Origin of the sequence: Arthrobacter sp. StoSoilB13 (assembly GCF_019977255.1) — a bacterium.
GTDB lineage: Bacteria > Actinomycetota > Actinomycetes > Actinomycetales > Micrococcaceae > Arthrobacter.
In genome coordinates, this window is the sequence record NZ_AP024648.1 from 1,208,895 (window position 1) to 1,235,224 (window position 26,330).

The 26,330-nt window shown below is 62.4% G+C and carries 20 protein-coding genes and 4 pseudogenes; 12 read left to right on the forward strand and 12 right to left on the reverse strand.

The annotated features are described in order from the left end of the window. Positions 1–22: 22 nt before the first annotated feature. Positions 23–1,226, reverse strand: a pseudogene (locus LDP01_RS17795) (sensor histidine kinase). Between the two features lie 243 nt (positions 1,227–1,469). Between LDP01_RS17795 and LDP01_RS17800 the strand changes: the two are divergent. Then, a complete protein-coding gene (locus LDP01_RS17800; RefSeq protein ID WP_224092207.1) occupies positions 1,470–1,850 on the forward strand; it encodes a DUF485 domain-containing protein in 381 nt (126 codons plus the stop codon). Then, on the forward strand, positions 1,847–3,478 hold the full coding sequence (locus LDP01_RS17805; RefSeq protein WP_224092209.1) for a monocarboxylic acid transporter: 1,632 nt from the start codon (positions 1,847–1,849) through the stop codon (positions 3,476–3,478). Before LDP01_RS17800 ends, LDP01_RS17805 begins: the two co-directional genes overlap by 4 nt. Before the next feature lie 77 nt (positions 3,479–3,555). Here the strand turns inward: LDP01_RS17805 and LDP01_RS17810 are convergent, their stop codons facing one another. The 5 genes from LDP01_RS17810 to LDP01_RS17830 all read right to left on the reverse strand — a co-directional run bounded on the left by LDP01_RS17810 (position 3,556) and on the right by LDP01_RS17830 (position 7,175). Continuing rightward, complete coding sequence (locus tag LDP01_RS17810; protein ID WP_224092211.1) at positions 3,556–4,575, reverse strand: PHP domain-containing protein; 1,020 nt, start codon at positions 4,573–4,575, stop codon at positions 3,556–3,558. Positions 4,576–4,645: 70 nt separating this feature from the next. Beyond that, positions 4,646–5,242: a hypothetical protein gene (locus LDP01_RS17815; protein WP_224092213.1), complete on the reverse strand. Its 597-nt coding sequence runs from the start codon at positions 5,240–5,242 to the stop codon at positions 4,646–4,648. A gap of 61 nt (positions 5,243–5,303) precedes the next feature. Next, a complete protein-coding gene (locus LDP01_RS17820; protein ID WP_223936509.1) occupies positions 5,304–5,711 on the reverse strand; it encodes a DUF4383 domain-containing protein in 408 nt (135 codons plus the stop codon). Positions 5,712–5,841: 130 nt separating this feature from the next. Then, entirely contained in the window at positions 5,842–6,531 is a 690-nt protein-coding gene (locus LDP01_RS17825; RefSeq protein WP_224092216.1) for a hypothetical protein, read from the reverse strand. 173 nt (positions 6,532–6,704) lie between these two features. Next, on the reverse strand, positions 6,705–7,175 hold the full coding sequence (locus tag LDP01_RS17830) for an Lrp/AsnC family transcriptional regulator (protein ID WP_224092218.1): 471 nt from the start codon (positions 7,173–7,175) through the stop codon (positions 6,705–6,707). A 194-nt stretch (positions 7,176–7,369) separates the two neighbouring features. Here LDP01_RS17830 and pdhA point away from each other — a divergent pair, with 194 nt between their 5' ends. The 3 genes and pseudogenes from pdhA (at position 7,370) to LDP01_RS17845 (ending at position 10,947) form a co-directional block, all read left to right on the forward strand. Beyond that, positions 7,370–8,539, forward strand: a complete 1,170-nt coding sequence (gene pdhA, locus LDP01_RS17835; RefSeq protein ID WP_396133494.1) for a pyruvate dehydrogenase (acetyl-transferring) E1 component subunit alpha — start codon at positions 7,370–7,372, stop codon at positions 8,537–8,539. Continuing rightward, a pseudogene (locus LDP01_RS17840) lies at positions 8,539–9,550 on the forward strand (alpha-ketoacid dehydrogenase subunit beta). The gene pdhA and the pseudogene LDP01_RS17840 overlap by 1 nt, the downstream one beginning before the upstream one ends. After that, positions 9,547–10,947: a dihydrolipoamide acetyltransferase family protein gene (locus LDP01_RS17845; RefSeq protein ID WP_224092222.1), complete on the forward strand. Its 1,401-nt coding sequence runs from the start codon at positions 9,547–9,549 to the stop codon at positions 10,945–10,947. The pseudogene LDP01_RS17840 and the gene LDP01_RS17845 overlap by 4 nt, the downstream one beginning before the upstream one ends. Before the next feature lie 99 nt (positions 10,948–11,046). On the opposite strand, the gene LDP01_RS17850 is transcribed toward LDP01_RS17845, so the two are convergent. From LDP01_RS17850 to LDP01_RS17860, 3 genes are all read right to left on the reverse strand, one after another. Next, positions 11,047–11,919, reverse strand: a complete 873-nt coding sequence (locus LDP01_RS17850) for an NAD-dependent epimerase/dehydratase family protein (protein ID WP_224092224.1) — start codon at positions 11,917–11,919, stop codon at positions 11,047–11,049. A gap of 512 nt (positions 11,920–12,431) precedes the next feature. Then, entirely contained in the window at positions 12,432–14,084 is a 1,653-nt protein-coding gene (locus LDP01_RS17855; RefSeq protein WP_527249092.1) for an HNH endonuclease signature motif containing protein, read from the reverse strand. 599 nt (positions 14,085–14,683) lie between these two features. Continuing rightward, positions 14,684–15,352: an SACE_7040 family transcriptional regulator gene (locus tag LDP01_RS17860; RefSeq protein ID WP_276573610.1), complete on the reverse strand. Its 669-nt coding sequence runs from the start codon at positions 15,350–15,352 to the stop codon at positions 14,684–14,686. Positions 15,353–15,471: 119 nt separating this feature from the next. Between LDP01_RS17860 and LDP01_RS17865 the strand changes: the two genes are divergently transcribed. The 7 genes and pseudogenes from LDP01_RS17865 (at position 15,472) to LDP01_RS17895 (ending at position 23,408) form a co-directional block, all read left to right on the forward strand. Further along, positions 15,472–17,082, forward strand: a complete 1,611-nt coding sequence (locus LDP01_RS17865) for a carboxyl transferase domain-containing protein (protein ID WP_224092226.1) — start codon at positions 15,472–15,474, stop codon at positions 17,080–17,082. 2 nt (positions 17,083–17,084) lie between these two features. Further along, complete coding sequence (locus LDP01_RS17870; RefSeq protein ID WP_224092228.1) at positions 17,085–19,286, forward strand: ATP-binding protein; 2,202 nt, start codon at positions 17,085–17,087, stop codon at positions 19,284–19,286. Beyond that, positions 19,283–20,446, forward strand: coding sequence for an acyl-CoA dehydrogenase family protein (locus LDP01_RS17875; protein ID WP_224092238.1), 1,164 nt, complete (start codon positions 19,283–19,285; stop codon positions 20,444–20,446). The genes LDP01_RS17870 and LDP01_RS17875 overlap by 4 nt, the downstream gene beginning before the upstream one ends. 20 nt (positions 20,447–20,466) lie before the next feature. Further along, the gene (locus LDP01_RS17880) at positions 20,467–21,255 is read left to right on the forward strand and encodes a CoA transferase subunit A (protein ID WP_224092240.1); all 789 of its coding nucleotides are present in this window, start codon (positions 20,467–20,469) and stop codon (positions 21,253–21,255) included. Then, positions 21,252–22,005, forward strand: a pseudogene (locus tag LDP01_RS17885) (CoA transferase subunit B). Before LDP01_RS17880 ends, LDP01_RS17885 begins: the two are co-directional and overlap by 4 nt. Continuing rightward, complete coding sequence (locus tag LDP01_RS17890) at positions 22,002–22,487, forward strand: MaoC family dehydratase (protein WP_223948528.1); 486 nt, start codon at positions 22,002–22,004, stop codon at positions 22,485–22,487. The pseudogene LDP01_RS17885 and the gene LDP01_RS17890 overlap by 4 nt, the downstream one beginning before the upstream one ends. 45 nt (positions 22,488–22,532) lie before the next feature. Continuing rightward, positions 22,533–23,408 carry an HpcH/HpaI aldolase/citrate lyase family protein gene (locus tag LDP01_RS17895; RefSeq protein ID WP_224092242.1) on the forward strand — a complete coding sequence of 292 codons (876 nt, stop codon included), beginning with the start codon at positions 22,533–22,535 and terminating at the stop codon, positions 23,406–23,408. A 69-nt stretch (positions 23,409–23,477) separates the two neighbouring features. Here LDP01_RS17895 and LDP01_RS17900 read toward each other — a convergent pair. From LDP01_RS17900 to LDP01_RS17910, 3 genes and pseudogenes are all read right to left on the reverse strand, one after another. After that, positions 23,478–24,582: pseudogene (locus LDP01_RS17900) on the reverse strand (Gfo/Idh/MocA family protein). Next, positions 24,567–25,268, reverse strand: coding sequence for a ThuA domain-containing protein (locus tag LDP01_RS17905; protein WP_224092244.1), 702 nt, complete (start codon positions 25,266–25,268; stop codon positions 24,567–24,569). Before LDP01_RS17905 ends, LDP01_RS17900 begins: the two are co-directional and overlap by 16 nt. A gap of 57 nt (positions 25,269–25,325) precedes the next feature. Continuing rightward, the gene (locus tag LDP01_RS17910; protein WP_224092246.1) at positions 25,326–26,330 is read right to left on the reverse strand and encodes a sugar phosphate isomerase/epimerase family protein; all 1,005 of its coding nucleotides are present in this window, start codon (positions 26,328–26,330) and stop codon (positions 25,326–25,328) included.

Below are 26,330 nucleotides of genomic sequence, written 5' to 3' on the forward strand. Positions count from 1 at the left end.
GATTAAAGATTAGCCCGGTGTGTCAGGCGTCATGTCCGGGCTGGGATTTGGGGACCCGCATGGTGATCAGCGTTCCCTCGCCCGGGGGCCGTTTCGATGACGAGGCCGTGCTCGTCCCCATAGACCTGCCGCAAGCGGGCGTCGACATTCCGCAGCCCTACGTGCTCACCGTCTGTATGTCCGGCAAGCACGGACCGCAGGTGCTCCGGGTCCATCCCCACCCCGTCGTCCTCAATAGTGACCTCAGCGAACGCGCCGGAATCGTTGGCACAGATGGTGATGTGTCCAGGGCCTTCCTTCGCCTCAAGACCGTGCCGGACCGCATTCTCCACCAGCGGTTGCAGGGAAAGGAACGGTATGACCGTGCTCAGCACCTCGGGTGCGATCCGAAGGCTCACCTGCACGCGCTCGCCGAACCGGGCCCGTTCCAGAAGAAGGTAGCGGTCGATGCAGCGCAGTTCCTCGGCCACGGTGGTGAAGTCGCCGTGCCTTCGGAAGGAGTACCTGGTGAAGTCGGCGAACTCCACCACTAGCTCCCTTGCCCGGGCCGGATCGGTATTGATGAAGGAAGCGATCGCGTTCAAGGAGTTGTAAATGAAGTGCGGGCTGATTTGGGCACGAAGAGCCCGGACTTCGGCCTCCATCAGCAGGGTCCGGGAAGCCTCCAACTCAGCCAGCTCAAGCTGGGCGGCAATCCAGTCAGCCACTTCGCTGGTGGCCCGTACCAAGCCGGCTCCGGCCGCAGGCGCCAATGCTGCCACCGAGCCGACAACTTTGGAGCCGGCACGGATGGGGGCAATGACGGCACTGAAATCGTGGTGGCCGTGCTCGGATCTTGCGGAGGCCGAATGGCCGGCGTGGGGCACCACGGCAGTCCGGCCCGTCGCCAGCACTTCGGCGGCGAGGCCCATGAGGGAAGGCCGCAGCTCCTCGGCAAACCCGTCCCATGCAAGGACCGAATCGGTATCGGTAATGGCCAACGCGTCGCAGCCCAGGAGCATTCGCAGTTGCTTGCTCGCCTTGGCCGCGCCGGCCGCCTGCAGCCCGCCACGCAGATGCTGCCCAGCACGCGAGGCGGCGTGGAGTGTGTTGTATGTGGCCCGTTCAGCATCCGTGCCCAGGTCCCGGAAGGAACGGATCACCTTCAGCCCAACACCCACGACGACGGCGACGGCCAGCACGATCACGGCGATCGCGGCTGCGGTGAAGAGCGGGGAGTCAGGCATAGAGCCAGCGTAGCCGGATGCCCGCTCACATCCTGCGCCGTTTTCCCCCAACGTTCTCTCACATCCCACCGGGTTTTCCCCAACGTTCTCTCACATCCCACCGTTCGGCGCAGCATCCTGACCGCTGGGCGACGGTGGCCGCTGGTTCTCTGGAACCGCTGGCACAGCCCGTTCGATAGTGATTGCAGTCACATTGGCAAAGCGTGTGGAGCTGATGTGGACACATCACAATCAGGAGGAACCATGGGTAATGAGGCCCAACCCCAAGACGCAACAGCGTCCGTGGACTTCCAGGAAGTCCAGCAGACGGAACGGTTCAAGACGCTGCGCAAGCGGCACCGCAGTTTTGTCTTCCCGATGGCAGTGGCGTTCCTGCTCTGGTATTTCGCCTACGTTCTCTTGGCCGACTACGCCGTCGGCTTCATGTCCATCAAAGTTTGGGGCAACATCAACGTCGGCCTGATCCTCGGGCTGCTCCAATTCGTCACCACTTTCGGCATCACGGCTTGGTACGTGAGCTACTCCAACAGGAAGCTGGACCCCATCGCGGCATCGATCCGCAATGAGATCGAGGGCCACCAGTTCGATAAGGATGGCAACATGATCCGCGGGGCAGCCAAATGAACACGAACCACATCAGCACCGTTGTCCCCGCGGTCAACGTTGCAGCATTGAAGGATACGACGCTCCTCAATATGGGCATTTTCGCCCTCTTCGTGGCGGTCACCATGGTGATCGTCTTCCGGGCAAGCAGGAACAACAAGACCGCGGCCGACTACTATGCGGCCGGCCGTTCCTTCACCGGTTCACAGAATGGCACCGCGATTGCGGGCGACTACCTTTCTGCGGCCTCGTTCCTCGGTATCACTGGCGCCATTGCGATCAACGGATATGACGGGTTCCTTTACTCAATCGGCTTCCTTGTCGCCTGGTTGGTGGCGTTGCTCCTCGTGGCCGAGCTCTTGCGCAATACCGGCAAGTTCACCATGGCCGATGTCTTGTCCTTCAGGCTGCGCCAGCGGCCGGTCCGCATAGCGGCTGCCCTCTCCACACTCGCGGTTTGCTTCTTTTACCTCCTCGCGCAAATGGCAGGAGCCGGCAGCTTGATTTCGCTCCTCCTGGGCATCAGCGACTGGGGCGGACAAGCTTTGGTGATCATCGTCGTCGGCGCATTGATGATCATGTACGTCCTCATCGGAGGCATGAAGGGCACCACCTGGGTGCAGATCATCAAAGCCATCCTGCTGATCGCTGGAGCTGCAGTCATGACTGCCTGGGTGCTGGCGATCTACGGATTCAATCTCTCCAACCTGCTCGGCTCCGCCGCCGAAGCCGCCAACAACCCTGCCGTTCTCAACCCAGGCCTGCAGTACGGCAAGACGGAGACGTCCAAGCTTGATTTCATGTCCCTGGGCTTGGCGTTGGTCCTGGGCACAGCTGCCCTCCCACACGTTTTGATGCGTTTCTACACGGTTCCCACCGCCAAGGAAGCACGCAAATCCGTGGTCTGGTCGATCTGGCTGATCGGCCTGTTCTACCTGTTCACGCTGGTGCTGGGTTACGGTGCTGCAGCTTTGGTTGGAGCAGACACCATCAAATCGGCCCCAGGCGGCGTCAACTCTGCCGCGCCCCTGCTGGCCTTCCACCTCGGCGGGCCGCTGCTGCTCGGCTTCATCTCCGCTGTTGCTTTCGCCACCATCCTTGCCGTTGTTGCGGGCCTGACCATCACGGCGGCAGCCTCGTTCGCCCACGATATCTACGCGAACGTCATCTCCAAGGGCAAAGCCGATGCAACCACAGAGGTGAAGGTGGCCCGGCGCACCGTAGTAGTGATCGGCATCCTGGCCATCCTGGGCGGTATCTTCGCCAACGGCCAGAACGTGGCCTTCCTGGTGGCTCTCGCCTTCGCAGTGGCAGCTTCGGCCAACCTGCCAACCATCGTTTACTCGTTGTTCTGGCGGAAGTTCACCACGCAGGGCGCCGTATGGAGCATGTACGGCGGATTGGCCTCGGCCATCCTGCTCATCACGTTCTCGCCCGTGGTCTCTGGTGCAAAGACGTCCATGATCCAGGGAGCCAACTTCGCGTTCTTCCCGCTGAGCAACCCGGGCATCGTATCGATCCCCCTCGCCTTCCTGCTGGGCTGGCTGGGGACCGTCCTGGACAAGCGCCGTGAGGATCCAGCCAAACAAGCGGAGATGGAAGTCCGCTCGCTGACAGGTGTCGGTGCAGAGAAAGCAGTGGACCACTAAGGTCACCAAGGACCAGGCCAAACGCGGGGGCTCCTCTGCCATACGGCGGGGGAGCCCCCAGGCGCGCCAGCACTAACTCACTTCTTGAGGCTTAGCCATTCCTTCAACTGCTCCAACGGCCATGTGGTGACGATCCGTTCCTTAGGCACGCCAAGCGCCTCGGCACGTTCGGCGCCGTACTGAAGGAAATCGAGCTGGCCGGGGGCATGGGCATCACTGTCAATGCTGAACAAGCAGCCGGCATCAAGCGCCATCTTGATCAGCGCGTCCGGAGGGTCCTGCCGCTCCGGCCGTGAATTGATTTCGACGGCGACACCCCACTCGGCACATTCGGTGAAGACCTTGGCGGCGTCGAATTCGGACTCGGGCCGGGTGCCGCGGGATCCTTGGACCAGACGGCCGGTGCAATGCCCCAGAACGTTCGTGTGTGGATCGCTTATTCCACCAAGCATCCGCTTGGTCATGGTCTTCTTGTCCGAGCGCAGCTTCGAGTGGACACTGGCCACCACCACGTCCAGCCGGTCCAGCATTTCCGGCGATTGGTCCAATGTCCCGTCCTCAAGGATGTCCACTTCGATGCCTTTGAGCAACCGGAAGCCGTCCTGATTGGCGTTGATCCCTTCCACCACACCCAGCTGCTTTTCAAGCCGTTCTACGCTGAGGCCGTTGGCGATGGTCAGGTTGGGGGAGTGGTCAGTGAGGGCAAGGTATTCACGGCCCAGCGTTTTGGCAGCAGCCACCATGGTTTCAATCGGTGAACCGCCGTCGGACCAGTTGCTGTGGCTGTGCAGGTCGCCGCGTAACGCTGCCTTGAGCGTGTCGCCGCCGGATGCCAACGATTCCGCGCCGCGCTCGCGAAGGTCGGCCAGATAGTCGGGCACCCTGTCTTCCATTGCCTGGGTAATGACTTCCGCGCTTCGGTCCCCAACACCTTTCAGGCTGGTGACTCTTCCATTTCGGACGAGCCTGGCCAGCTCGTCGGGTGGAAGCTGCCGCACGGCGTCGGCGGCTTTCCTGAAGGCCTGGACCTTGAAGGTAGGGGCTTGGCCGCGTTCCAGCCAAAAGGAGATTTCTTCGAGCGCCTCAACGGGATCCATGGCTCCATGATCCACGAACCGGGCGCACCATCAACAGAGGGCAATGTTGATGGTGCGCCGGTCCGGGCCATTACTTCTGGTGGTGGCCGCCTGGAACCAGTCCGGGAGGTGTTCCGTCCGAGGGCGCCAGTCCATGCTCCCCATGGGGAACGGCGTGCTGGCCGGCCATGGATGCGGCCAATCCCGGCGTGGCCACCGATGCAACAACGACGGCGGCCCCGAACGCGGCTGCCAGAAGCCGCCCGGTCCTTGGCAGGCCGTGGGCGCCGCCGTCGTTGGTATTTTGCTGCCGGCCCAGCCAACCGCCTCCGCCAAGTGCCATCAGAGTTAGTCCCAGAGCCGCAAGATGGCTCACTCCAAGCGAGCCTTCACCGGCCGCCAAACCCCCTCCAAGGACAGTGATGTGGGCAGCGGCGGCAACCAGCAAAGCTGGAAAGGCAAGCCGGCGCAAGACAAGGGAGTTCCGGTGGAGTCCCCACAAAGACCACGCCAGGAAAGCCAGGCCGGCTGCGAGGGCCACCACTCCGGCAAACACCATGCCAGGTGCGCCGGCTACCGTGAGGTAGCCGGCCGCAATGGACAGCTCCACTATCCCGCCGGCCATGGCTGCGAAGTAGACGAACAACAATGCAGTGGCGTTCAGCGTGGGGTGATATTTGGCTGCCATGGCGCTGTCCTCGGTCTCGATGGGTCTGTGATCAGGGGCTCTGTGATCAGGGGTTCTGTGATCAGGCGCGGGCTGAGGCTACGACGGCCTTGTCCTGGGACAGGGCAACGCCCAGAAGCACCACAGCGCTGGCCAGGTGCAGCACGTTATCTGCCCCGTTCAGGGCGATGATGTTCAGCGAAGTTCCCACGAGGAACAGCCCGAGGATACCTACCAGCAGGTAGACACCGCCCACCGCCGTGTTGACGGATTTGGAAAGCGTGACACTGTTCATGCCTGCATAAAGAAGGGCGGCACCAATGGCCAGGTGAATGACGTTGTGCAGGGGGTTCACCGCGAAGATGATCAGGTTGGCACCTTCAGTGGCGAAGAAGCCGGTTCCTGAGGTGACGAAGAATCCGAGCACGCCTACCAAGAGGTATACGGCTCCGAAGATGGTGGCGATCAAGCGATTGGGCGAAGTACGCATTGGTCCGAACCTTCCGGTGATGGCCGGGTGTTCCCGGCCGTCCTGTGGAGCCCCGGGCGGGGCTCTCAAGCAGTGATTCGGACCATGCGTTGCTGCGGATGGGTGGAAACCGGAATATTTTTTCCCGCCCTTATGGACGGAGGCGGATGCTGCTCATTTTGAGATCGTTGGTGCCCTCGAAAACGTACTTGAGATCGATGGTCTTGCCGGTGCACTGCAAGGTTCCCGCGATGTCCGCTTTGTTATTCCCGTTATCCGAATTCACGCTGACGGAGTTGTAATTTGGCTTGCAGGAATCATCAAGTTCCAGGCTGGCAATACCGTCGATGAAGGACTGCTTATCCAGTTCTTCCTTCAAGGCCGGGTGCAGGTAGTTGTCATAGGCCTGCTCAGTTTGCCCTGAAACCACCAGATTGGTGAACTCGTCAGCCAAAGACCTCGCCTTCGACGTCGCGCCGCCCACAACGTTCACCAACACCAGGATGCCCACCACGGCCAGGACGATCACTCCTGCCACAATGCCCAGGACAATCCAAAGCACCTTTTTGCTCTTGGCCGGCGGCGGAAGCTGTTGGCCGTACTGGCCGGGTGGGTACTGCCCCGGCGCATACTGCCCCTGGGGGTACTGGCCTTGCGGGTACGGGTTTTGGTCAGGCGGATATTGTCCCGGCGCATACTGGCCTTGGGGACCCGGGGACGACGGCGGCTGTTGCCACTGCGCTGGAGTCCCGTTTGGTTGGGGGTACCCGGGGGCCGGGTGGGACGGGTGGTGGGTTCTGGCCGTATTCGCTTCCGCTGTGTCGGGTTTCGTCGCGACCATTCGGTTCTTGCAGGTTGCTCACTGTAGTGCCCCTTTCGGCAGCCTGCGGCAGCGCCACCACGTAGCCAGGAACCGCTGGCCGGCCCCCGATGCGTCCACCTGAATCAAATCGCATCCGCAGTTCCACAGGCAAGGGCCAAAGCGTAGTAACGGCAGGTGAAAACGGGGGGGTGTCAGCCTTCGGAGCGCCGGCCCAGCAGGGGTTGCACCCGGTACGGAATCATTTCCCGCATCGCCAAGGCAGTATCGGTGCGGTCAACGCCGTCGCATGCAAGGATCTTGCCGTTGATCCGGTAGAGGTCTTCGGCGTCCAGCGCCACCACACGCAAGAGCAAGTCGGCTGATCCGGTCAGCCCGAAACCTTCCAGGATCTCCGGGATGTCCGCAAGATCCTTCGCGAGCGAGGCGAGTTTCTGTTGCTGGACATGCACGGTGATGAACGCCGTAAGGGGGTAGCCGAGGGCAACCGGATTGATTCGCCGTTCAAAGGAGAGGAAGGCATGCTTCTTCTCGAGTTGGGCCATGCGCGCCTGAACAGTATTGCGGGACAAACCAAGTTTCTGGGCGAGAGCCACAACGGTCCCTCTGGGATCCTTTGCCATCGCTGAAAGGAGCCGGGTGTCAGTGCCATCCAAAGGTTGCATAATGCGCAAGATTAGCACGGCTCGGCCACTCCCAACATGGCAGAATGCTCAAGTTTTTCAACGGTAGTTGTACCCGATGCGTCTTGTGAGTAGGGTCACAATTAACGCTGGCGAAGGAGCCAGGGGGCCGGTCTGCGCTTGGATCACAAGTCCAGCAGGGTCGGCAAAACCTAGCCGGAAGGTTGCGATCACCTGTGTTAACGGATAAGGCGGGCAAGGGAGTGCAAAATGACGCTCCGCGCCCCGGACAAAGTGCACAAAATCCTTTGCGGACGGGGGGCAACCTCCTTCAGTTGGTGTCGCCGGAAGGCGAACGGATCAGCCACCCGGAATTTGATCTTTGGATCAAGGACATCGGCGATGAACAATTGGGCTCCTTGTTTGAGGACATGACAGTCATCCGCCGCATCGACACCGAGGCCACAGCCCTCCAGAGGCAGGGCGAACTGGCCCTGTGGCCGCCGCTGCTTGGGCAGGAAGCAGCCCAGATCGGCTCAAGCCGCTCCTTGCGCGACGACGACTTTGTCTTCCCCAGCTACCGTGAAAGCGGCGTGGCGTACATCCGCGGCGCGCACGTCTCAGAGATCGCCCAGGTATGGCGCGGAAACGCCTTGTACGCCTGGGATCCCCAACGGATCAACATGGCGACACCCCAAATCATCATTGGTTCCCAGAGCCTCCACGCCACTGGTTACGCCATGGGCGTCCAGTTGGACGGCGCCAGCACGGCGGTGCTGGCCTACTTCGGGGACGGCGCCACGAGCGAAGGCGACGTGAGCGAGGCCATGGTGTTTGCGGCAAGTTTCCAGGCTCCCGTGGTCTTTTTCTGCCAGAACAACCATTGGGCTATTTCCGAACCCGTGCGCGTGCAGTCCCACGTTCAACTGGCCGACAGGCCGACAGGGTTCGGCATCCCCAGCCTGCGCGTTGACGGAAACGATGTCCTCGCCGTCATGGCTGCTACCCGCTGGGCTTTGGACCGTGCCCGCAGCGGCGGCGGCCCAACCTTTATCGAAGCGGTCACCTACCGCATGGGCCCGCACACTACGGCCGATGATCCCACGCGGTACCGGGACCCGAACGAGCTGGAGGACTGGGCTGCCAAGGATCCAATTCTCCGTCTGCGGCGGCTCCTTGACGCCAAAGGCCTGCTCACTGAAGAACTGGAAGGCAGAGTCAAAGCCAAGGCCGACGCCGTCGCAGCCGAGCTCCGAACCAGCTGCGTCAACATGCCTGATCCGCAGCCGTTGGACGTTTTTAACCACGTCTACAGCACACCCAACTCCTGGATTGAACGCCAGAAGGATCACTATTCGCGCTACCTGAGCAGTTTCAACCAGCCCGTCGAGGAAGGTGCACTCTGATGTCCAAGCTCACATTTGCCCGGGCAATCAACGCCGGCCTTCGCAAGTCCCTGGAAAGCGATCCCAAAGTCATCCTCATGGGCGAGGACATTGGTTCCCTCGGTGGTGTCTTTCGTGTCACCGACGGACTCCAGAAGGACTTTGGAAAGCACCGGGTGATCGATTCGCCGCTGGCTGAGTCCGGCATCATCGGAACCGCAGTGGGCCTGGCCTACCGGGGCTACCGCCCAGTGTGCGAGATCCAGTTCGACGGCTTCATCTATCCTGCCTTCGATCAGATCGTCAGCCAGGTGGCCAAGATGCACTACCGGACGCAGGGGCGGGTCAAGATGCCGATCACCATCCGCGTTCCTTTCGGTGGTGGCATTGGCTCGCCGGAGCACCACTCGGAATCGCCGGAAGCCTACTTCACCCACACTTCAGGGCTTCGGGTAGTGGCGGTGTCCAACCCGCAGGACGCTTACACAATGATCCAGCAGGCCATTGCCTCCGATGATCCTGTTCTCTATTTCGAACCCAAGCGCCGCTACCACGACAAGGGTGACGTCGATGAGTCCATCGAGCTCTCCCAAGCGATGCCATTGGACAAAGCGGCAGTGGTCAACGCCGGATCGGACGTCACCCTGGTGGCTTACGGCCCCCTGGTAAAGACCGCCAAGGCTGCGGCACAGGCTGCAGCTGATGAAGGAATTTCCGTGGAAGTCATCGACCTGCGCTCGTTGTCCCCGGTTGACTACCCGGTGGTTGAGGCATCCGTGCGCAAGACAGGCCGGCTGGTCATCACGCACGAGGCCCGGCCAAAATGGTGGCCTCGGAGCGGAAATTGCGGCCAGCATTACCGAGCGCTGCTTCAACTACCTGGAATCCGCACCCGTCCGCATTACTGGCTTCGACGTTCCCTATCCCTATTCGAAGCTTGAGATGCATCATTTGCCCGATCTGGACAGGATTCTGGATGGCGTGGACCGCACGTTGGGCCGCCACAACTCCCTGAGTGGACTGGAAGGATGACCGCTACCATGATCAAGGAATTCAGGCTGCCGGACCTTGGCGAAGGCCTGACCGAGTCGGAAATCCTTAGCTGGAAGGTCGCAGTGGGGGACACCGTCACCCTCAATCAGGTCATCGCGGAGGTTGAGACGGCCAAGGCCGTCGTTGAGCTGCCGTCGCCTTTCGCCGGCGTCGTAGCGGCACTGCACGAGCAGCCTGGTTCCGTGGTGGAGGTCGGCAAGCCGATCGTCTCCTTCGAAGTGGACGACGCCGGGGCCTCCAACGGTGGCAACCCGACCGCCGTCGAGACCAAGGCTGCAGCGCCACAACCTGAAATGGCGCAATCTCAAACGCCACAATCTCAAACGTCACAGGCCGAGTCGCCTGAGGCTGACGCGACCCCCGCCAAGAGGGAGCCGAACCTGGTGGGCTATGGCGCCGTCGTCGAGGAGACCGGGCGCCCGGTCCGCCGTGCCCGCGGCCTTGTGCAGGCTGCGGCAACAACAGTGCAGGCAAGGCCCAAATCCGATGATGTCCCTGCAGAGCGTCCACGTTCCACACCGCCGGTCCGCAAGCTGGCGCGCGATCTTGGAATTGACCTCCAGCTGGTTCCCGGCACTGGTCCAGGGGGACTCATCACGCGGGAAGACGTCCAGAACTTCACAGGTGAGCCGGAAGGCACAAGCGCAGTACCAACGGCGCCGGCAGCCACCGGCGAGCGTGAAACGCGCACACCTATCAAGGGTGTCCGGAAGTTCACGGCCGCTGCCATGGTGCAGAGCGCTTTCACCGCACCGCATGTGACGGAATTCCTGACAATCGATGTCACAGCCACCATGGAATTGCTCACGCGGCTCAAGGCAAGCAAAGCGTTTGAGGGCTACAAGCTCACTCCGCTTACCGTTGCGGCCAAGGCGGTCCTGATAGCGCTACGGAACAACCCAACGTTGAATTCCCGTTGGGACGAGGCGCGCCAGGAGATCATCCAGTTCAACTACGTCAACCTTGGCATCGCGGCCGCTACGCCGCGAGGCCTGACGGTACCGAACATCAAGGATGCCGATCGCCTGAGCCTACGGGAACTTGCCACTGCGCTGTCGGAACTCACGGACACAGCACGTGCCGGCAAGACGTCTCCGTCAGATCTTTCGGGTGGCACCATCTCCATTACCAACATCGGAGTATTTGGGATCGACGCCGGAACGCCCATCCTGAATCCGGGGGAGGCGGCCATTGTGGCCTTGGGTGCCGTGAGGAAGGCGCCGTGGGTGGTCGATGATGAGATCGCCGTACGCCAGGTGATGTCCCTGAGCTTATCCTTCGACCATCGCTTGGTGGATGGGGAACAGGGTTCACGATTCCTGGCCGACCTTGGCGCTATCCTGTCCGACCCCGCCATGGTGTTGACTATGGTCTAGCTTCACGAACGTAGGAAGCTGCGCCGGCCCACCCCTTTACGAGTGCTTGCAGGAAACTGCGGCTAAGGGGTGGGCCGTTGCGCGTTCAAGCCCGCGCGTTCAGTCCTCTGTGGGCGTGGTCCGGTTGGAGTGGTAATCGCGCCAGCTGTGTTCCGGCTCAAAGCCAAGGAGCCGTCGGGCTTTGTCGATGGACAGCATGGTTTCGTGCTGGCCCAGTTCCTTGACAACCTCGACGCCGGGAAAGACTTCGGCGGCAAGTTCGGCGCTGCTTCGGCTCATCACGGTGTCCGAAGCGGCGATGATGAAGGTCTCGAAACCGGCTGCACTTTTCTCCAAGGCGCGAACCACTGCCTGGGCGCCGTCGCGGGCATCAATATAGCCCCACAGATTCCACTTGCGAAGGGTGGCGTCCGAGTCGAAGGACGGGAAGGCGTCGTAATCCTCGGGGTCCATCACGTTGGAGAACCTGAGCGCGGTGATGCTCAATGCCGGGTCCCAGCGCGTGAGCTGGATGGCCATCTGCTCCTCGAGGTGTTTCACCAGGGAGTAGGTGCTCTCAGGCCGCGCCGCGTACTCCTCATCTACAGGAATGTAGGGAGGGTCGATATCGAAAGGGAGCCCCAGGACTGTCTCGCTGGAGGCATAAACCACTTTCTTGATGCCCGCTCGCCGGGCTGCCTGGAAGACGTTGTAGGTGGAGAGCATGTTGTTTTCAAAAATTGCGGCGTCCGGAGCCAACCCCGGTGCGGGGATGGCGGCCAAATGGACGATCGCGTCCAAGCCGCTGTGTTGGTCGTCCAAACCAAGTACCACGTCCAGGACCTCGCCATAGTTGCGGAGGTCTACATTTACGTAGCCGTGGCCCCTCTTGCCTGCGCGGTCCATGTTGAGCACGTGGTGGCCGTCCTGCGTCAGCCGGCGGACCACGCTCCTGCCCAATTTTCCGCTTCCCCCAGTGACAGCAATCCTCATGATGCGCTCCTCGCGTTATGTAATCCGCTCCAGCCTATGTGCCGCAAGAGGACCGCACAGCCCCTGAAACTGGCCCTGTGAGTCCTAGGAATACTGGAACAGCCCAAGCACATACGGGTAGCAGGTTGCGGGTAGGGGCGGTCAGGCAACTGACGCAGGTAGAGCCAGGGGCCTGGCGCCCGTCTGTGCACGCGCGCACGCGCGCTGGTACTCGTCTCTGCGCGCGCGAAGGCACCCGGCAATCATCTGTACATCGCATCCGGCACCTTCCGCATACCGCGGCACTCCCTGGACGCATCCGGCACGTTCGGCCTACCGGGGCACCCGTGGACGCATCCGGCACGTTCGGCCTACCGGGGCACCCCGTGGACGCATCCGGCACCTTCCGCATACCGCGGCACTCCCTGACGCACCCGGCACCTTCCGCATACCGCGGCACTCCCTGACGCACCCGGCACCTTCCGCCTACCGGGGCACTCCCTGGAGGCACCCGGCACCGTTGTCGGGCAGGTTTATGTTCTCCGGGGTGTGTGGTGGTGGTTGCGTCGGGGTGTTTGTTTGGGGTCGATGTGGGGTGGCGGAATGAACCACGGAACCCCTGTTGTGATGTCGATGCGCCAGTCTTCTTTGTGAATGAGGTGGTGGTGGTGGCTGCAGAGCAGGGTGCCGTTGTTGGTTGACGTGGTGCCGCCGTGTGACCAGTAGGTGATGTGGTGGGCTTCGCACCACGGGGCGGGCATGCTGCAGTCGGGGAACGCGCAGCCTTGGTCCCGGGCGGTGATGGCTTTGCGGATGTGGGGTGGGAAAATCCGGGTGGTGCGGCCGATGTCGAGGATGCGGGATTCGCTGCCGAGCAGTACGGGGAGGATGTCGGCGTCGCAGGCGATTTTGCGGATGGTGTTGGGGTGCATCGGACCCTGGAACGTTGCTGTGCCGGTGCTGAGTCTTTGGTGGCCCGTGAGTCGTTGGTGGCCCGTGAGTCGTTCGAAGAGGTCGCGTTCGTCGATGGTGACGGCGAGTTGGGGGCGGAGTCCGCCGTTGGAGGGCAGTTTCCCGGTGGTCATCGCGACAGCACAGGCTCCGACGAGGCCGTTGAGCAGTTTCTGGGCCCGCGTGCGACGGTCCAGATCCGGTCCGCCTGACGAGTGTTCTGGTCGGGGGTGGAGGGCCGTTCCGGTGCTGGTGCTGGTGTCGGGCGCGATGGCGGGCTCGGCGTTGTGGCCCATGAGTCGTGGGTTGGTGGCGGTATTCATGGCGGTGGCCAGGGTTTCGTATTGTTCTGCGGTGGCGAAGATTTCGATGTGGTGGAGCCCGTTGCGGCGTCGTCGGCGGAGGAACGCGCCTTGGAGTTGGCGGAGAACTTCTTCGGACGGTTCGGGACCGTCTTGGTCGATCGAATCGACCCAGCGTTTGGCCATTTTGGTGACGAAATCCGGGTCGGATTCAATAGCCGTGGCGGTGAGGGCGTGTTCCATCCGGGCGATGGTGCCGTCATCGGCGAGCTGACGGACTTTGTCCAGTGCGGTGCTGATGATCGTTGCGGACCGGGAAGGCACCAGAGCTGAGGAGAGGGCTTCGGCCAGCACTTCGCGCCGGGCCGGGATCTCCTGCCCGGCCATTCCGGCCTGAGGAAGGACGTCGGGTGCGAGGGCGAGCCTGCGCCGGGCTTCCCCGATGCTGATCCGCAACCGGGCCCGAAGGAACTCAGCGGCATTCCGGTACCCGTCATCCAGGACGCTGCCCGTTCCCGTAACCCTCGCATCCGAGGCTGGTTCGGTCCAACCGGTCCGCCACTCGGGCGCGCCAGCCGACGACCCCGGCGACGCTTGCTGTGCTTCCTTCCGCGTCCTTTCCACCGCCTGCGCCGCGACAACCTGCAAGTACTCCAACGACCGGGAGATCTCCTCGATCCTGCCGGCAAAGTCAGCGGCCTCAACAAACCCACACAGCCGCGCGGCATCGGCCGCTGCGGACAACCGCAGGGGGTCCGAAAGAGCCGCACTGTCCTCAAGAAGAGCCGCCAGATCCCCTCCGGTAGCTGCAGGATTGGGATGCCTAATTTCGAAATGGGGGCTCGGCTGAGCAAGCTCCGGGCCATGGCCGGTGCGAGCTTTCCCCTCTGAGTCACGGATCTTTCCGGCGGCGGGGGCCGAGGCGTCTACCATCGGAGCGCCCGTGGATCCGGTGTCCGTGGATCTGGCGCCTGTGGATCTGGCGCCTGTGGATCTGGCGCCTGTGGATCTGGCGCCTGTGGATCTGGCGCCTGTGGATCTGGCGCCTGTGGATCTGGCGCCTGTGGACCCGGTGTCCGTGGATCTGGCGCCTGTGGATCTAGCGTCCGTAGATCTGGTGTCCGTGGATCTGGCGCCTGTGGACCCGCTACTCGTGGCTATGTCGCCCGCGGGCCCTGAAGCCCGGGCGACCTTGGCCTTGCCGTTGAGCGGCGCAGCGTCGTTGCCCAGCCCAGCGTCGTTGCCCAGCCCAACTCTGTTGCCCAGCCCAGCTCTGTTGCCCAGTTCAGCGTGGAAATGGCTGATGGCGGTGATGGACGCCGTCGAATCCTTGAACCCGGCCTTGACCAAGTCCGGCATGCTCAAGAAGCGTTGTGACCGGACCGCGGCCAGGGCAGCGACAACAGGGGACGGTTCCGTCCGAAGTGCTGCCAGCTGCCCCATGTCTTCCATGATCAAAATCATTACATCGGGGTCTGACAATTTAAGAGGAAACTGGAAGACGGTCACGATCTCCCGGAAAGAGTAAACAGTCAGGCTGCTGTCAGCGCAGCCAGGGCCATCTGTTCCAGGATGGGTCTGGCCGACTTGACCGCGATCTTCCGCCCGTGATGGCGGACAGAGTGGGGTGTGGAGTTGATAAGGCCGAAGGCCGCATGCGCCCGGACACGGAGGCCGGCGACATCCGCATCGGAGTGGATGCGTGCCAGGACGTCCACCCACGTTTCAACGTAGGCGCGTTGCAAGGACCGGACTTCGCCTTGGTCGGTGCTGCTGAGGCTCCCGAAGTCGCGGTCTTGGACACGTATGACGTCCGGGTTGCTCAGCGCAAAGTCCACTTGGAACTGGATCAAGCCCTTCAGCGCATCCATGGGGTTCCCGGCTTCCGCGACCACGCGGAGGCCGCCGTCGAGCAGATCGCGGCTGACGCTGAGGAGAAGCTCGGCAAGGACAGCCTGCTTGCCGGGGAAGTGCCGGTACACGGCAGGCCCGCTGACGCCTGCCGCCGCCCCAAGATCCTCCAGCGAAACCCGTGTGAAGCCATTCTCCGCAAAGAGTCCCGCGGCCGCTGATAGCAATGCCAGCCTGCGGAGTTCCTTGGCCTGGCCTCGCTGCGTTGCTGGGGCTGGGCTGCTTGCTGGGGCTGGATTGCTAGTTAGGGCTGGGCTGGGGACAGTTCCTGTTTCCGGGCCTCCGGTCACGTTCTCCTCCTTGGTGAAGTTCCACCGTGCTGGACATCACAGTTAATACAGACTAACCTAAATTTCAGTTACGTGGCACTAACCGAAATGGCCTGGGGCCGGGAATGGAACAGTGGTCAATGGAGACAATCGCCAGCGTGGCAGGACCCCACAGCGGCACCTTTGAAGCCAACCAGGAAGCGCAGCTGGCCCTCGTAGGGGAGCTGAAGGAACGTCTTGCCGCGGCAGCCCTCGGGGGGCCCGCGAAATCCAGGGAGCGGCACGTCGCCCGAGGCAAACTGCTGCCCCGCGAGCGAATCGACTACCTCCTGGACGATGGCAGCCCCTTCCTGGAGATAGCGCCCCTGGCCGCCAACGGCATGTACAACGACGATTCGCCGGGCGCAGGAGTGATTGCCGGTATTGGGTTGGTTCATGGCCGGCACGTCCTGGTGATTTCCAACGATGCCACGGTCAAGGGCGGCACTTACTACCCCATGACGGTAAAAAAGCACCTCAGAGCTCAGGAAATTGCCCTGGAAAACAAGCTTCCCTGCATCTACCTCGTGGATTCCGGGGGAGCATTCCTGCCCAAGCAGGACGAGGTTTTCCCCGACAAAGAGCACTTTGGCCGGATCTTCTACAACCAAGCCAAAATGTCAGCGGCCAAGATTCCTCAAATTGCCTCGGTGATGGGCTCGTGCACGGCCGGCGGTGCCTATGTCCCGGCCATGAGCGATGAGACTGTCATCGTAAGAAATCAGGGCACCATCTTCCTCGGCGGCCCGCCCCTGGTGAAGGCAGCGATCGGCGAGATCGTCACCGCCGAGGAACTGGGAGGCGGCGACGTTCACTCCCGGATTTCGGGCGTTACGGACCACCTCGCCGAGAACGACCAGCACGCGCTGGAGATCGTTCGGGACATCGTGGCGACGTTGCCAAAGCCGGCGAAACCGGCGTGGGACGTGCTCGACGTCGTCCTGCCGCCCGTCGTCGACCCCTCCGGCATTTATGGCGTGGTCCCCACAGACGTCAACGCCCAATACGATGTCCGCGAAGTAATTGCCCGGCTCGTGGACGGTTCCCAATTCCATGAGTTCAAAAAGAACTATGGCACCACGCTGGTGACTGGATTCGCCCATCTTCATGGGCACCCGGTTGGCATCGTTGCCAACAACGGGGTCCTGTTCAGTGAGTCCTCGCTCAAGGGCGCCCACTTCATCGAACTCTGCGATCAACGCGGGGTCCCGCTGATTTTCCTGCAGAACCTCTCGGGTTTCATGGTGGGCAAGGACTACGAGCAAGGCGGCATCGCCAAGAACGGCGCAAAGATGGTCACGGCGGTCGCAACAGCGAGTGTCCCCAAGCTGACAGTTGTCATCGGCGGCTCCTTCGGCGCCGGAAACTACTCCATGTGCGGGCGGGCCTACTCGCCGCGTTTCCTGTGGATGTGGCCAGCTGCCCGCATTTCAGTGATGGGCGGAAACCAGGCATCCAGTGTCCTTGCAACGGTAAAACGCGACCAGTACGAGGCCGCCGGCCAGGAATGGTCTGCCGAGGAAGAAGAAGCCTTCAAAGCTCCCATTAGGCAGCAGTACGAGGAACAAGGCAGCCCTTATTACTCCACCGCCCGGCTTTGGGATGACGGCATCATCGATCCCGCAGACACCCGACGGGTCCTGGGCTTGGCTTTGGACGTCGTCTCCCGCCAGCAACTGCCCGAGACCTCCTTCGGTCTCTTCAGGATGTGACCATGACTCTGCCAACCACCACCGCACCGGCCGCCACTGCGGCATCCCGTCCGTTCAGCGCCGTCCTCGTTGCCAACCGCGGTGAGATCGCCTGCCGCGTGATCCGGACCCTGAGGGACATGGGCATCCGCTCCATTGCCGTCTATTCGGACGCGGACAAGCACGCCAAGCACGTGGCCCTTGCCGATACCGCAGTGGCGATCGGGGGCACGGCGCCCTCGGAGAGCTACTTGAAAATCGAGGCCATCATCGATGCCTGCCGCCGCAGCGGTGCGGAGGCCGTCCACCCCGGATACGGCTTCCTGTCCGAGAATGTGGAGTTCGCCAAAGCCCTTGACGCGGCGGGGATAACGTTCATCGGACCGGGCATTGACGCGATCGAGGTCATGGGTGACAAGATCCGTTCCAAAAACCACGTCATGGCCTACGACGTCCCATGCGTACCCGGAATCGCAGTACCCGGACTCACGGACCAGGAACTAATCGACGCTGCGCCGTCCGTAGGTTTTCCTTTGCTCATCAAGCCTTCGGCAGGCGGCGGCGGCAAAGGGATGCACATCGTGGAGCGGCCTGAAGACATGGCCGCAACACTGCAGACAGCACGGCGCGTGGCAGCTTCGGCGTTCGGCGATGACACCCTGTTCCTGGAGCGGCTCATCAAGGCACCCCGCCACATTGAGGTCCAGGTCCTCGCGGATAACCACGGCAACGTCATCCACCTGGGCGAGCGCGAATGTTCCCTCCAACGCCGCCATCAGAAAGTGATCGAGGAAGCTCCTTCGGCACTCTTCGAATCGCTGGCGGACGGCCCGGACGAACGGGCCCGCATTGGAGAAGCAGCCTGCAACGCAGCACGCTCGGTCAAATACAGCGGTGCCGGCACCGTGGAATTCCTGGTGTCCGACGAACATCCCGATGAGTTCTTCTTCATGGAGATGAACACGCGCTTGCAGGTGGAGCACCCCGTCACCGAAATGGTCACCGGGATAGACCTCGTTGAATGGCAGGTGCGGATCGCCGCCGGTGAGGTGCTCACCGTTGCGCAGTCCGACGTCGTTCTTGAAGGCCACGCCGTAGAGGCGCGCGTCTATGCAGAAGTACCGGAACGGAACTTCATGCCCTCGATGGGGCGCGTCGTTGCGCTCGCCGAGAATGGCGGGGCGGATCCCAAGGTGCTCGGAGAGCAACGCTCCAACGCTAACGTCCGGATCGACTCCGCTATGCGCGAGGACCTTGAGATCACCGGCGACTACGATCCCATGCTGGCCAAGGTCATCGCCTGGGGCGACAACCGCGCCGCTGCGCTGGACACCTTGGACGCCGCCCTGGGCAGGTACACGCTCCTGGGCTTGGACACGAATGTGGAATATCTCCGGCTGCTGATCAATGATCCTGACGTCCGCGACGGCCACCTGGACACGGGGCTGATCGAACGCAAGCTGCCGTCCATGGAATTCAGGCACGTCGGCGCCAACGAGTTGATCGCTGCAGCCCTGGCGCTGTGGCTCGAAAAGAAGGAAAACTCCGGTGCTTCCATGCTCGCTGGTAGCGCCTGGAGGTCGCCGGACTCGTGGCGTATCGGCCGGCGGGCCGCTTGGCGAGCCAGCTTTGGACTGCCCGGAACCGGCACCGCCACAGTGGCGTTGACGGAGGACTCCGGCACTTTCGCGGCAATCATCGACGACGGCCCTGAAGCCGGCCGGGCCGCCAAGGTCACGGTGGTGGAGCGCACCGGTGACGGCATCGTCCTGGAGCTCGACGGCGGCCGGGTCACCTACGCGGTTGGCACAGCGACCGAGGGGGCCAGCGGGACCCGGGACATCTACCTTGGCAACGATGGCTGGTCCTGCCGTCTGGAAGTCCTGGACCGCGCCGAACGTCTTCAGAGGATGCTGGCAGGCATCCAGCGCGAAGAAGGTGCTGCGGACCCGGAGGTGCGATCGCCGATGCCCGGAACGGTGGTTTCCGTGGCAGTGGCCAACGGAGACATGGTCCAGGAGGGACAGCCGCTCCTGTCGGTCGAAGCCATGAAAATGGAGCACCAACTGGTGGCATCGGTTGCCGGAACCGTCCACCTCACCAGCAAACCGGGCGACCTGGTCAAAGCCGACCAGGTGCTCGCAACTATCCACGCGGCGGCCCCTCTTGAGGGGCCCGCAGAGACTGAAAAGCCCGCAGAAACAGACAAGGAAGTCCAGCTATGAGCAGTTTTGACCTCAACGAGGAGTACCAGGACCTCAGTGATTCCGTCCGCGAATTCGCCGACGAAGTGGTGGCACCCGTATCTGCCAAACACGATGAAGAACACAGCTTTCCCTATGAAGTCATCAAGCAGATGGGGGAGATGGGGCTGTTTGGCCTGCCGTTCCCGGAGGAGTTCGGTGGAATGGGCGGGGACTATTTTGCCCTGGCGCTGGCTTTGGAGCAGTTGGGCCGGGTTGACCAGTCCGTGGCAATCACCCTCGAGGCCGGCGTGTCCCTGGGCGCCATGCCGGTGTACCGGTTCGGCACGCAGGAACAGAAGGAGCGCTGGCTTCCGGAGCTGGCATCCGGACGATCCCTGGCCGGGTTCGGGTTGACTGAGCGGGAAGCAGGTTCCGATGCGGGCGGTACCAAGACCCACGCCCACGTGGACAACGGGGAATGGGTCATCAACGGCAACAAGGAGTTCATCACGAACTCCGGCACCGACATCACCACCTTGGTCACAGTCACCGCCGTCACGGGCAAGACGGAAAACGCGGACGGCAGCACCAGGAAAGAGATCTCCACCATCCTGGTTCCCACCGAAACCCCAGGATTTAAGGCAGAGCGGGCCTACAACAAGGTGGGCTGGAATGCGTCGGACACGCATCCGCTGACGTTGGACAACGTCCGGGTTCCTGAGGCGAACCTCCTGGGCCAGCGGGGCAGGGGGTATGCCAACTTCCTGTCGATCCTTGACGAGGGCCGCATTGCCATTGCCGCTTTGGGCACGGGCGCGGCCCAGGGTTGTGTGGACCTTTCGGTGAAGTATGCCAAGGAACGCACCGCATTTGGCCAGAACATCGGCAAGTACCAGGCCATCCAATTCAAGATCGCAAGGATGCAGGCCAGGGCCCATACGGCTCGTTTGGCCTATTACGATGCCGCGGCAAGGATGCTGGCCGGCAAGCCGTTCAAGACTGAAGCGGCCATCGCTAAGATGGTCGCAGGCGAGGCAGCCATGGACAACGCACGGGACGCCACCCAGGTGTTCGGTGGCTATGGCTTCATCAACGAATTTACGGTGGCGCGCCATTACCGCGACTCCAAGATCCTTGAAGTCGGGGAGGGCACCACCGAGGTTCAGCTGATGCTCATCGCCCGCGAGCTGGGTCTGTAACCGTACGGGAAGGATCAAGGATGATTGACAAGGTTGTTGCCAGCGCCGCGGAAGCGGTGAAGGACATACCCGACGGCGCCTCGCTCGCCGTTGGCGGTTTTGGCTTATGCGGTATCCCCGTGTCACTCATCGACGCACTCCACAGCCAAGGCACCACGGACCTCGAAACCGTCAGCAACAACTGCGGAGTGGACGACTGGGGCCTGGGCATCCTCCTCAGGGACGGACGTATCCGCCGTACCATCAGCTCGTACGTGGGTGAGAATAAGGAATTCGCCAGGCAGTACCTCGCCGGTGAACTGGAGGTGGTCCTCACGCCGCAGGGAACCCTCGCCGAGAAACTGCGGGCCGGCGGTGCAGGCATTCCCGCTTTCTATACGAAGGCCGGTGTGGGCACCCAGGTTTCCGAGGGCGGCTTGCCGCAAAAGTACGACGCCGAGGGGAACGTTGCGATCGCCTCCGCGCCGAAGGAGGTGCGCACCTTCAATGACGCCGACTATGTGCTGGAAGAGTCGCTGACTCCGGACTTCGGCTTGGTCCATGCGTGGAAGGGGGACCGCCACGGAAACCTCGTTTTCCATGCAACAGCCATGAACTTCAACCCCCTCTGTGCCATGGCTGCCAGGACAACAATCGCCGAGGTCGAAGAACTCGTGGAAACCGGCGAGCTGGATCCGGAGCACATCCATACCCCTGGCATTTTCGTCCAGCGGGTGGTGGTGGCTCCCACAACGGAGAAGCGGATTGAGAAACGGACGGTGGCCCTGACCACCAGCCAGGCAACCGGGCAGGCAGGAGCAGCACAGTGAACGACAACTCGTATCATGACATCCCGCCCCGCCCCGAAGCCGTGCGGCACGAGTACCGGCGTGCCGACGTCGACCACCACGAGGCCAAAGGCTGGAGCCGCAACGAACTTGCCGCACGGGTAGCCCAGGAACTCACCAACGGTCAGTACGTGAACCTGGGGATCGGGATGCCCACCCTGATCCCCAACTACATTCCCGCGGGTGTGGAAGTGATCCTCCATTCCGAGAACGGCATTCTGGGCGTTGGCCCGTACCCCGCCGAGGACCAGGTTGACCCGGACCTCATCAACGCCGGCAAGGAAACTGTCACGACTAAACCGGGGGCTGCATTCTTCGACTCGGCCTCGTCCTTTGGCATGATCCGGGGCGGCCCACGTGGATGTGGCGGTCCTGGGGGCCATGGAAGTGGCCGCCAACGGTGATCTTGCCAACTGGATGATCCCCGGAAAAATGGTCAAGGGCATGGGTGGGGCCATGGACCTCGTGTTCGGCGCCAAGAAGGTGATCGTCATGATGGAGCACGTGGACCGCAACGGCAGGCCCAAAATCGTCAAGGACTGCACCCTGCCCTTGACGGGCAAAGGCTGCGTGGACCGGATCATCACCGACCTTGCCGTGATCGACGTCGTCAAGGACGAAGGCGAGCCGCGGCTGGTACTTCGTGAGCTCGCCCCCAACGTCACTTTGGACGATGTAGTGGCTGCCACCGGGGCTGAACTCTTCGAAGAGGACCAGGAACTCACCGTATGACGCGTGTTGTTGAGCAGCGTGGACTGTACTTCGATGAGCTTGAAGAGGGCGTGATCTACGCCCACAAGCCTGGACGAACCGTGACGGAGACGGATAACGTCCTGTTCACTACTTTGACCATGAACACCCAGGCGCTGCACCTGGATGCAGCCTGGAGTTCCGCCCAGCCTTTCGGGCAGCGGCTGATGAACTCGATGTTCACCTTGTCCACGATGGTGGGGCAGTCAGTGACCCAACTGACGCAGGGCACCATCATCGCCCAGCTGGGGCTGACGGATGTCACCTTTCCCCACCCGCTCTATCACGGGGATACCCTGTACACGGAAACGGTGATCACCGCCAAAAGGTTGTCGTCCTCGCGTCCTGGCCAAGGTGTGGTGACCATGCAACATACTGGCAGGAACCAGGACGGAGTGGTGGTGGCGCTTGCCACGCGTACCTGCTTGATGTGGACCCAGGAAGCACACGCCGCACAGTCCTAGGCTGTTTTCCACATTTGTCAGCATTCCAGCAGCAAGGAACCGTTCATGCCTTCTTCCGACTCGTCACTCCACGGAGCCGTTACGCCGTTCACCATGGGGCCGGCACTCCTGTTTTGCCCAGCTGACCGGCCAGAGCGTTTCGGCAAGGCGGCGGAGCGCTCGGATGCCGTGATCCTTGACCTCGAAGATGCCGTGGCTCCAGGGGACAAGCAGCGGGCCCGGGGCGCGATCCTCGCGCAGCTCGGATCCGAAGGAGAGACTGCTGAGCTGGACCCCAGCCGGACGATTATCCGCGTCAACCCGGCGGGCTCCGCAGAATTCGAGAAGGACCTGCACAGCCTTGCGCACACTCCCTACCGCACCGTCATGCTCGCCAAAGCGGAGAGTGCTGAGCAGCTCAGGGCGCTTGAGGGCTACCGCGTGATTGCGCTCTGCGAAACAGCGGCCGGCATCGTCAATGCTGCAGCCATCGCCGCGGAACCCAACGTGGTTGCCCTGATGTGGGGCGCGGAGGACCTGCTGGCTTCCCTGGGTGGCCTCTCCAGCAGGAACGACGACGGCGGCTACCGGGCCGTGGCACTGCACTCACGGTCCGCTGTGCTGCTTGCTGCAAAAGCCGCCGGCAAGGAAGCCATCGACTCCGTGTATGTGAACATCCCCGATCTCCAGGGCCTGTCTGTTGAATCCCTGGACGCCGTGGCCAGTGGTTTCGGTGCCAAGGCGTGCATCCACCCCAGCCAGGTCGCAACCGTACGGGAAGCCTACGCGCCCACGCCCGAAGCCGTGACCGAGGCCGCCGAGCTTCTAGATGCAGCATCTGCTGCGGGAACGGGCGTCTTCCAGTTCAAGGGCAAGATGATCGACGGCCCTATTCTTAAGCACGCCGAGGCAACACTGCGCCGGGCCCGCCACGTGAAGTGACAGTTGAACCCACGCGTTCGCGGGAAAACCGAACCGTGGGTTCAACTGTCACCTCGGCGTGCCTCAGCGCTAGGCGCGTACCGGCGTCGTGAGTTCTGCCAGTTCCACCATGTCCGGACGCTTGACGGTGCTCTGGATGGCTACCGCCTGTCCGGTCTTGGCGGATTCCAGCACAGACTCCATGACCTCAAGGGCATGGAAGGCGAGTTGGCCACCCGCGCGGGGCTCTTGTCCCGCCGGAGTTGCTGACAAATCGGCGATGCCGAAGCCGCGGCCGGCGTCGACGTAACCCGCGGATACGGGGAGGGTTTTCCAGTCGTCGGCTCCCAACTCGAACAACTGCACGTCGCCGTCGAAGTGGTTGGGATCCGGAACAACGAGCGACCCCTTCTCCCCATGGATTTCGATGTTGGGGCTCTTGGTCTTGACGGCGTCGAAGCTCATGAACAGCGTCGACAGGGCGCCGGATGCGTGCACCAGTACACCTGTGACATGGGAATCGATCTCCACCGGCACTTTTTGCCCCTCGCGGGGACCGGAGCCAATGGTTCGTTCGCTGCGCGTGTGGCTGGCCGCGCCCACCACGGACACTATGGGGCCAAGCAGCGTGACCAGAGCGGATACGTAGTAGGGGCCCATGTCCAGCAGCGGACCCCCGCCGGGCTGGTAGTAGAAATCGGGGTTGGGGTGCCAGCGCTCATGCCCGGGCGTAGCCATGGTGGCGGTCGCCGAAACCGGAGCGCCAATCAGGCCGTCGTCGATCGCTTTGCGCGCTGTCTGGATGCCGGTACCCAGCACGGTGTCGGGAGCGCAGCCGACAGCCACGCCTGCCGCGGCGGCGGCGTCGAGTACTTGCCGGGGCCTCGGCGGTGGTCGCTGCCAGCGGCTTCTCGCCGTACACGGACTTGCCCGCGGCAATGGCCTTGAGCGCGACGTCGGCATGCGCTGCCGGAATTGTCAGGTTCAGGACGAGCTCGACGTCGTCTGCGGCCAGCAGCTCGTCCACCGTCAGAGCACGGACGCCGTCGTAAGAGTCGGCAACTGCTTGGGCCCGGGCGGGATCAAGGTCCGCGACGGCCACGAGGTTGATCGCATCCAGTCTGCGGAAGTTCGTCAGGTACTGGGCGATGATGGCGCCACAGCCAATGATTCCTACATTTAGCGGGATGCCCACAGCATGCCCCTTTCGATGATGGTGCGGACGTTGCTGTCCTGGAGGATTTCGACTCGGTGGCCGGGGGTGGAAACGAAGATTCTTCCCTTGCCCCATTGCCTGGTCCAGATGGCGGGGGAGGTCACTTCACGGTTCCAAGGGTCCCATTCGCGTACTTTTTGCGTAGTGGTCGCCAGGACATCGATGTAGTCGTCGGCCAGAACCCAATACTGCTCGGTGACGAGGTCAAAGTCTGCGATTCCCTGGGTAATGGGATGCTCTGCTGCGGCTGGGAGCATGTTCACCGTGTAGGGAACATAGTTGTCCGGCTGTTCCCCGGTCCGTTCGTCTTCATGCTTGCCCGGGTGGCAGGCGAACTGGCCCCCGATCAAGTGCAGGTAGTCCGAAGTGTTGCGGTAGGAATCGGCGATCCCGCCATGCCATCCGGCAAGCCCCGTGCCATTTTCGACGGCGGCGCGGAGCCCCTCGAACTCGTCCTTTTCGATGGTGGACATCGTCATGCACTGCACGATGAGGTCTACTCCGGCCATGTATTCAGCGTCCGCGTAAATTTTGGGGGATTCCTCCACCCTGACCTCATAGCCGTTCTCTTTGAGGAAGGGGAGGAACAGTTCGGTGGCTTCCACCGGCTGGTGTCCGTCCCAGCCGCCCCGAACCACAAGTGCGGTCTTACTCTTGGTTGTCATGTTTTCCTTTGTATTTCTTTACGTCCGGGTGAGTCTGTTGGGTGTTCGTAAGCGGGTTCAGCGGGCGGCGAAGGCGGCATCGAAAGCCGCAGCCGGGGGACGGATGGCAGCCAACCGGCGGACCATGTCCAACGCTTCCGGAGCGCCGATCAGCCGGTCCATTCCGGCGTCTTCCCATTCGATGCTGGTGGGTCCGGCGTACCCGATCGAGTTGAGCATGCGGAAAATGGGTTCCCAGTCCACGTCGCCATGGCCTGCGGTGACGAAGTCCCAGCCGCGGCGGGGATCCGCCCACGGCAGGTGGGATCCAAGGCGGCCGTTGCGTCCGTTGAGTTGGCGTACGGATTCCTTGACATGCACGTGGAAGATCTTGTCCGCGAAGTCCTGGAGGAACATCACGGGGTCAAGGTCCTGCCAGATGAAGTGGGAGGGGTCGAAGTTCAGGCCGAAGTTCTCCCGGTGCCCGATGGCCTCAAGGGTGCGTTTGGCGGTCCAGTAGTCGTAGGCGATCTCCGAAGGATGGACTTCCAAGGCAAATCGGACTCCTACCTCGTCAAAGACATCCAGGATGGGATTCCAACGGTCTGCGAAGTCCTGGTAGCCGCGCTCGATCATGGCTTCGGAAGCCGGCGGGAACATTGCGACGCACTTCCATATGGACGAGCCCGTGAACCCCGTGACGGTCTTGACGCCAAGCTTTGCCGCCGCAAGCGCAGTGGTCTTCATGGCTTCAGCAGCACGCTGTCGGACGCCCTCAGGATCGCCGTCGCCCCACACGTCCGGTGCCAGGATGTCCCGGTGACGTTCATCGATGGGGTCATCGCAAACTGCCTGCCCGGTGAGGTGGTTGGCGATCGCGTGGACCGATAGGTGGTGCTTCTCCAGGATGTCCAGCCTGCCTTGAAGATACGCGTCGTCCTCGACGATGCGCTGCGGGTCCAGGTGATCGCCCCAGCAGGCTATCTCCAGGCCGTCAAAGCCCCATTCGCCAGCCAGGCGCGCTACTTCCTCAAACGGCAGGTCGGCCCACTGGCCGGTAAAAAGGGTGATGGGTCGGGTCAT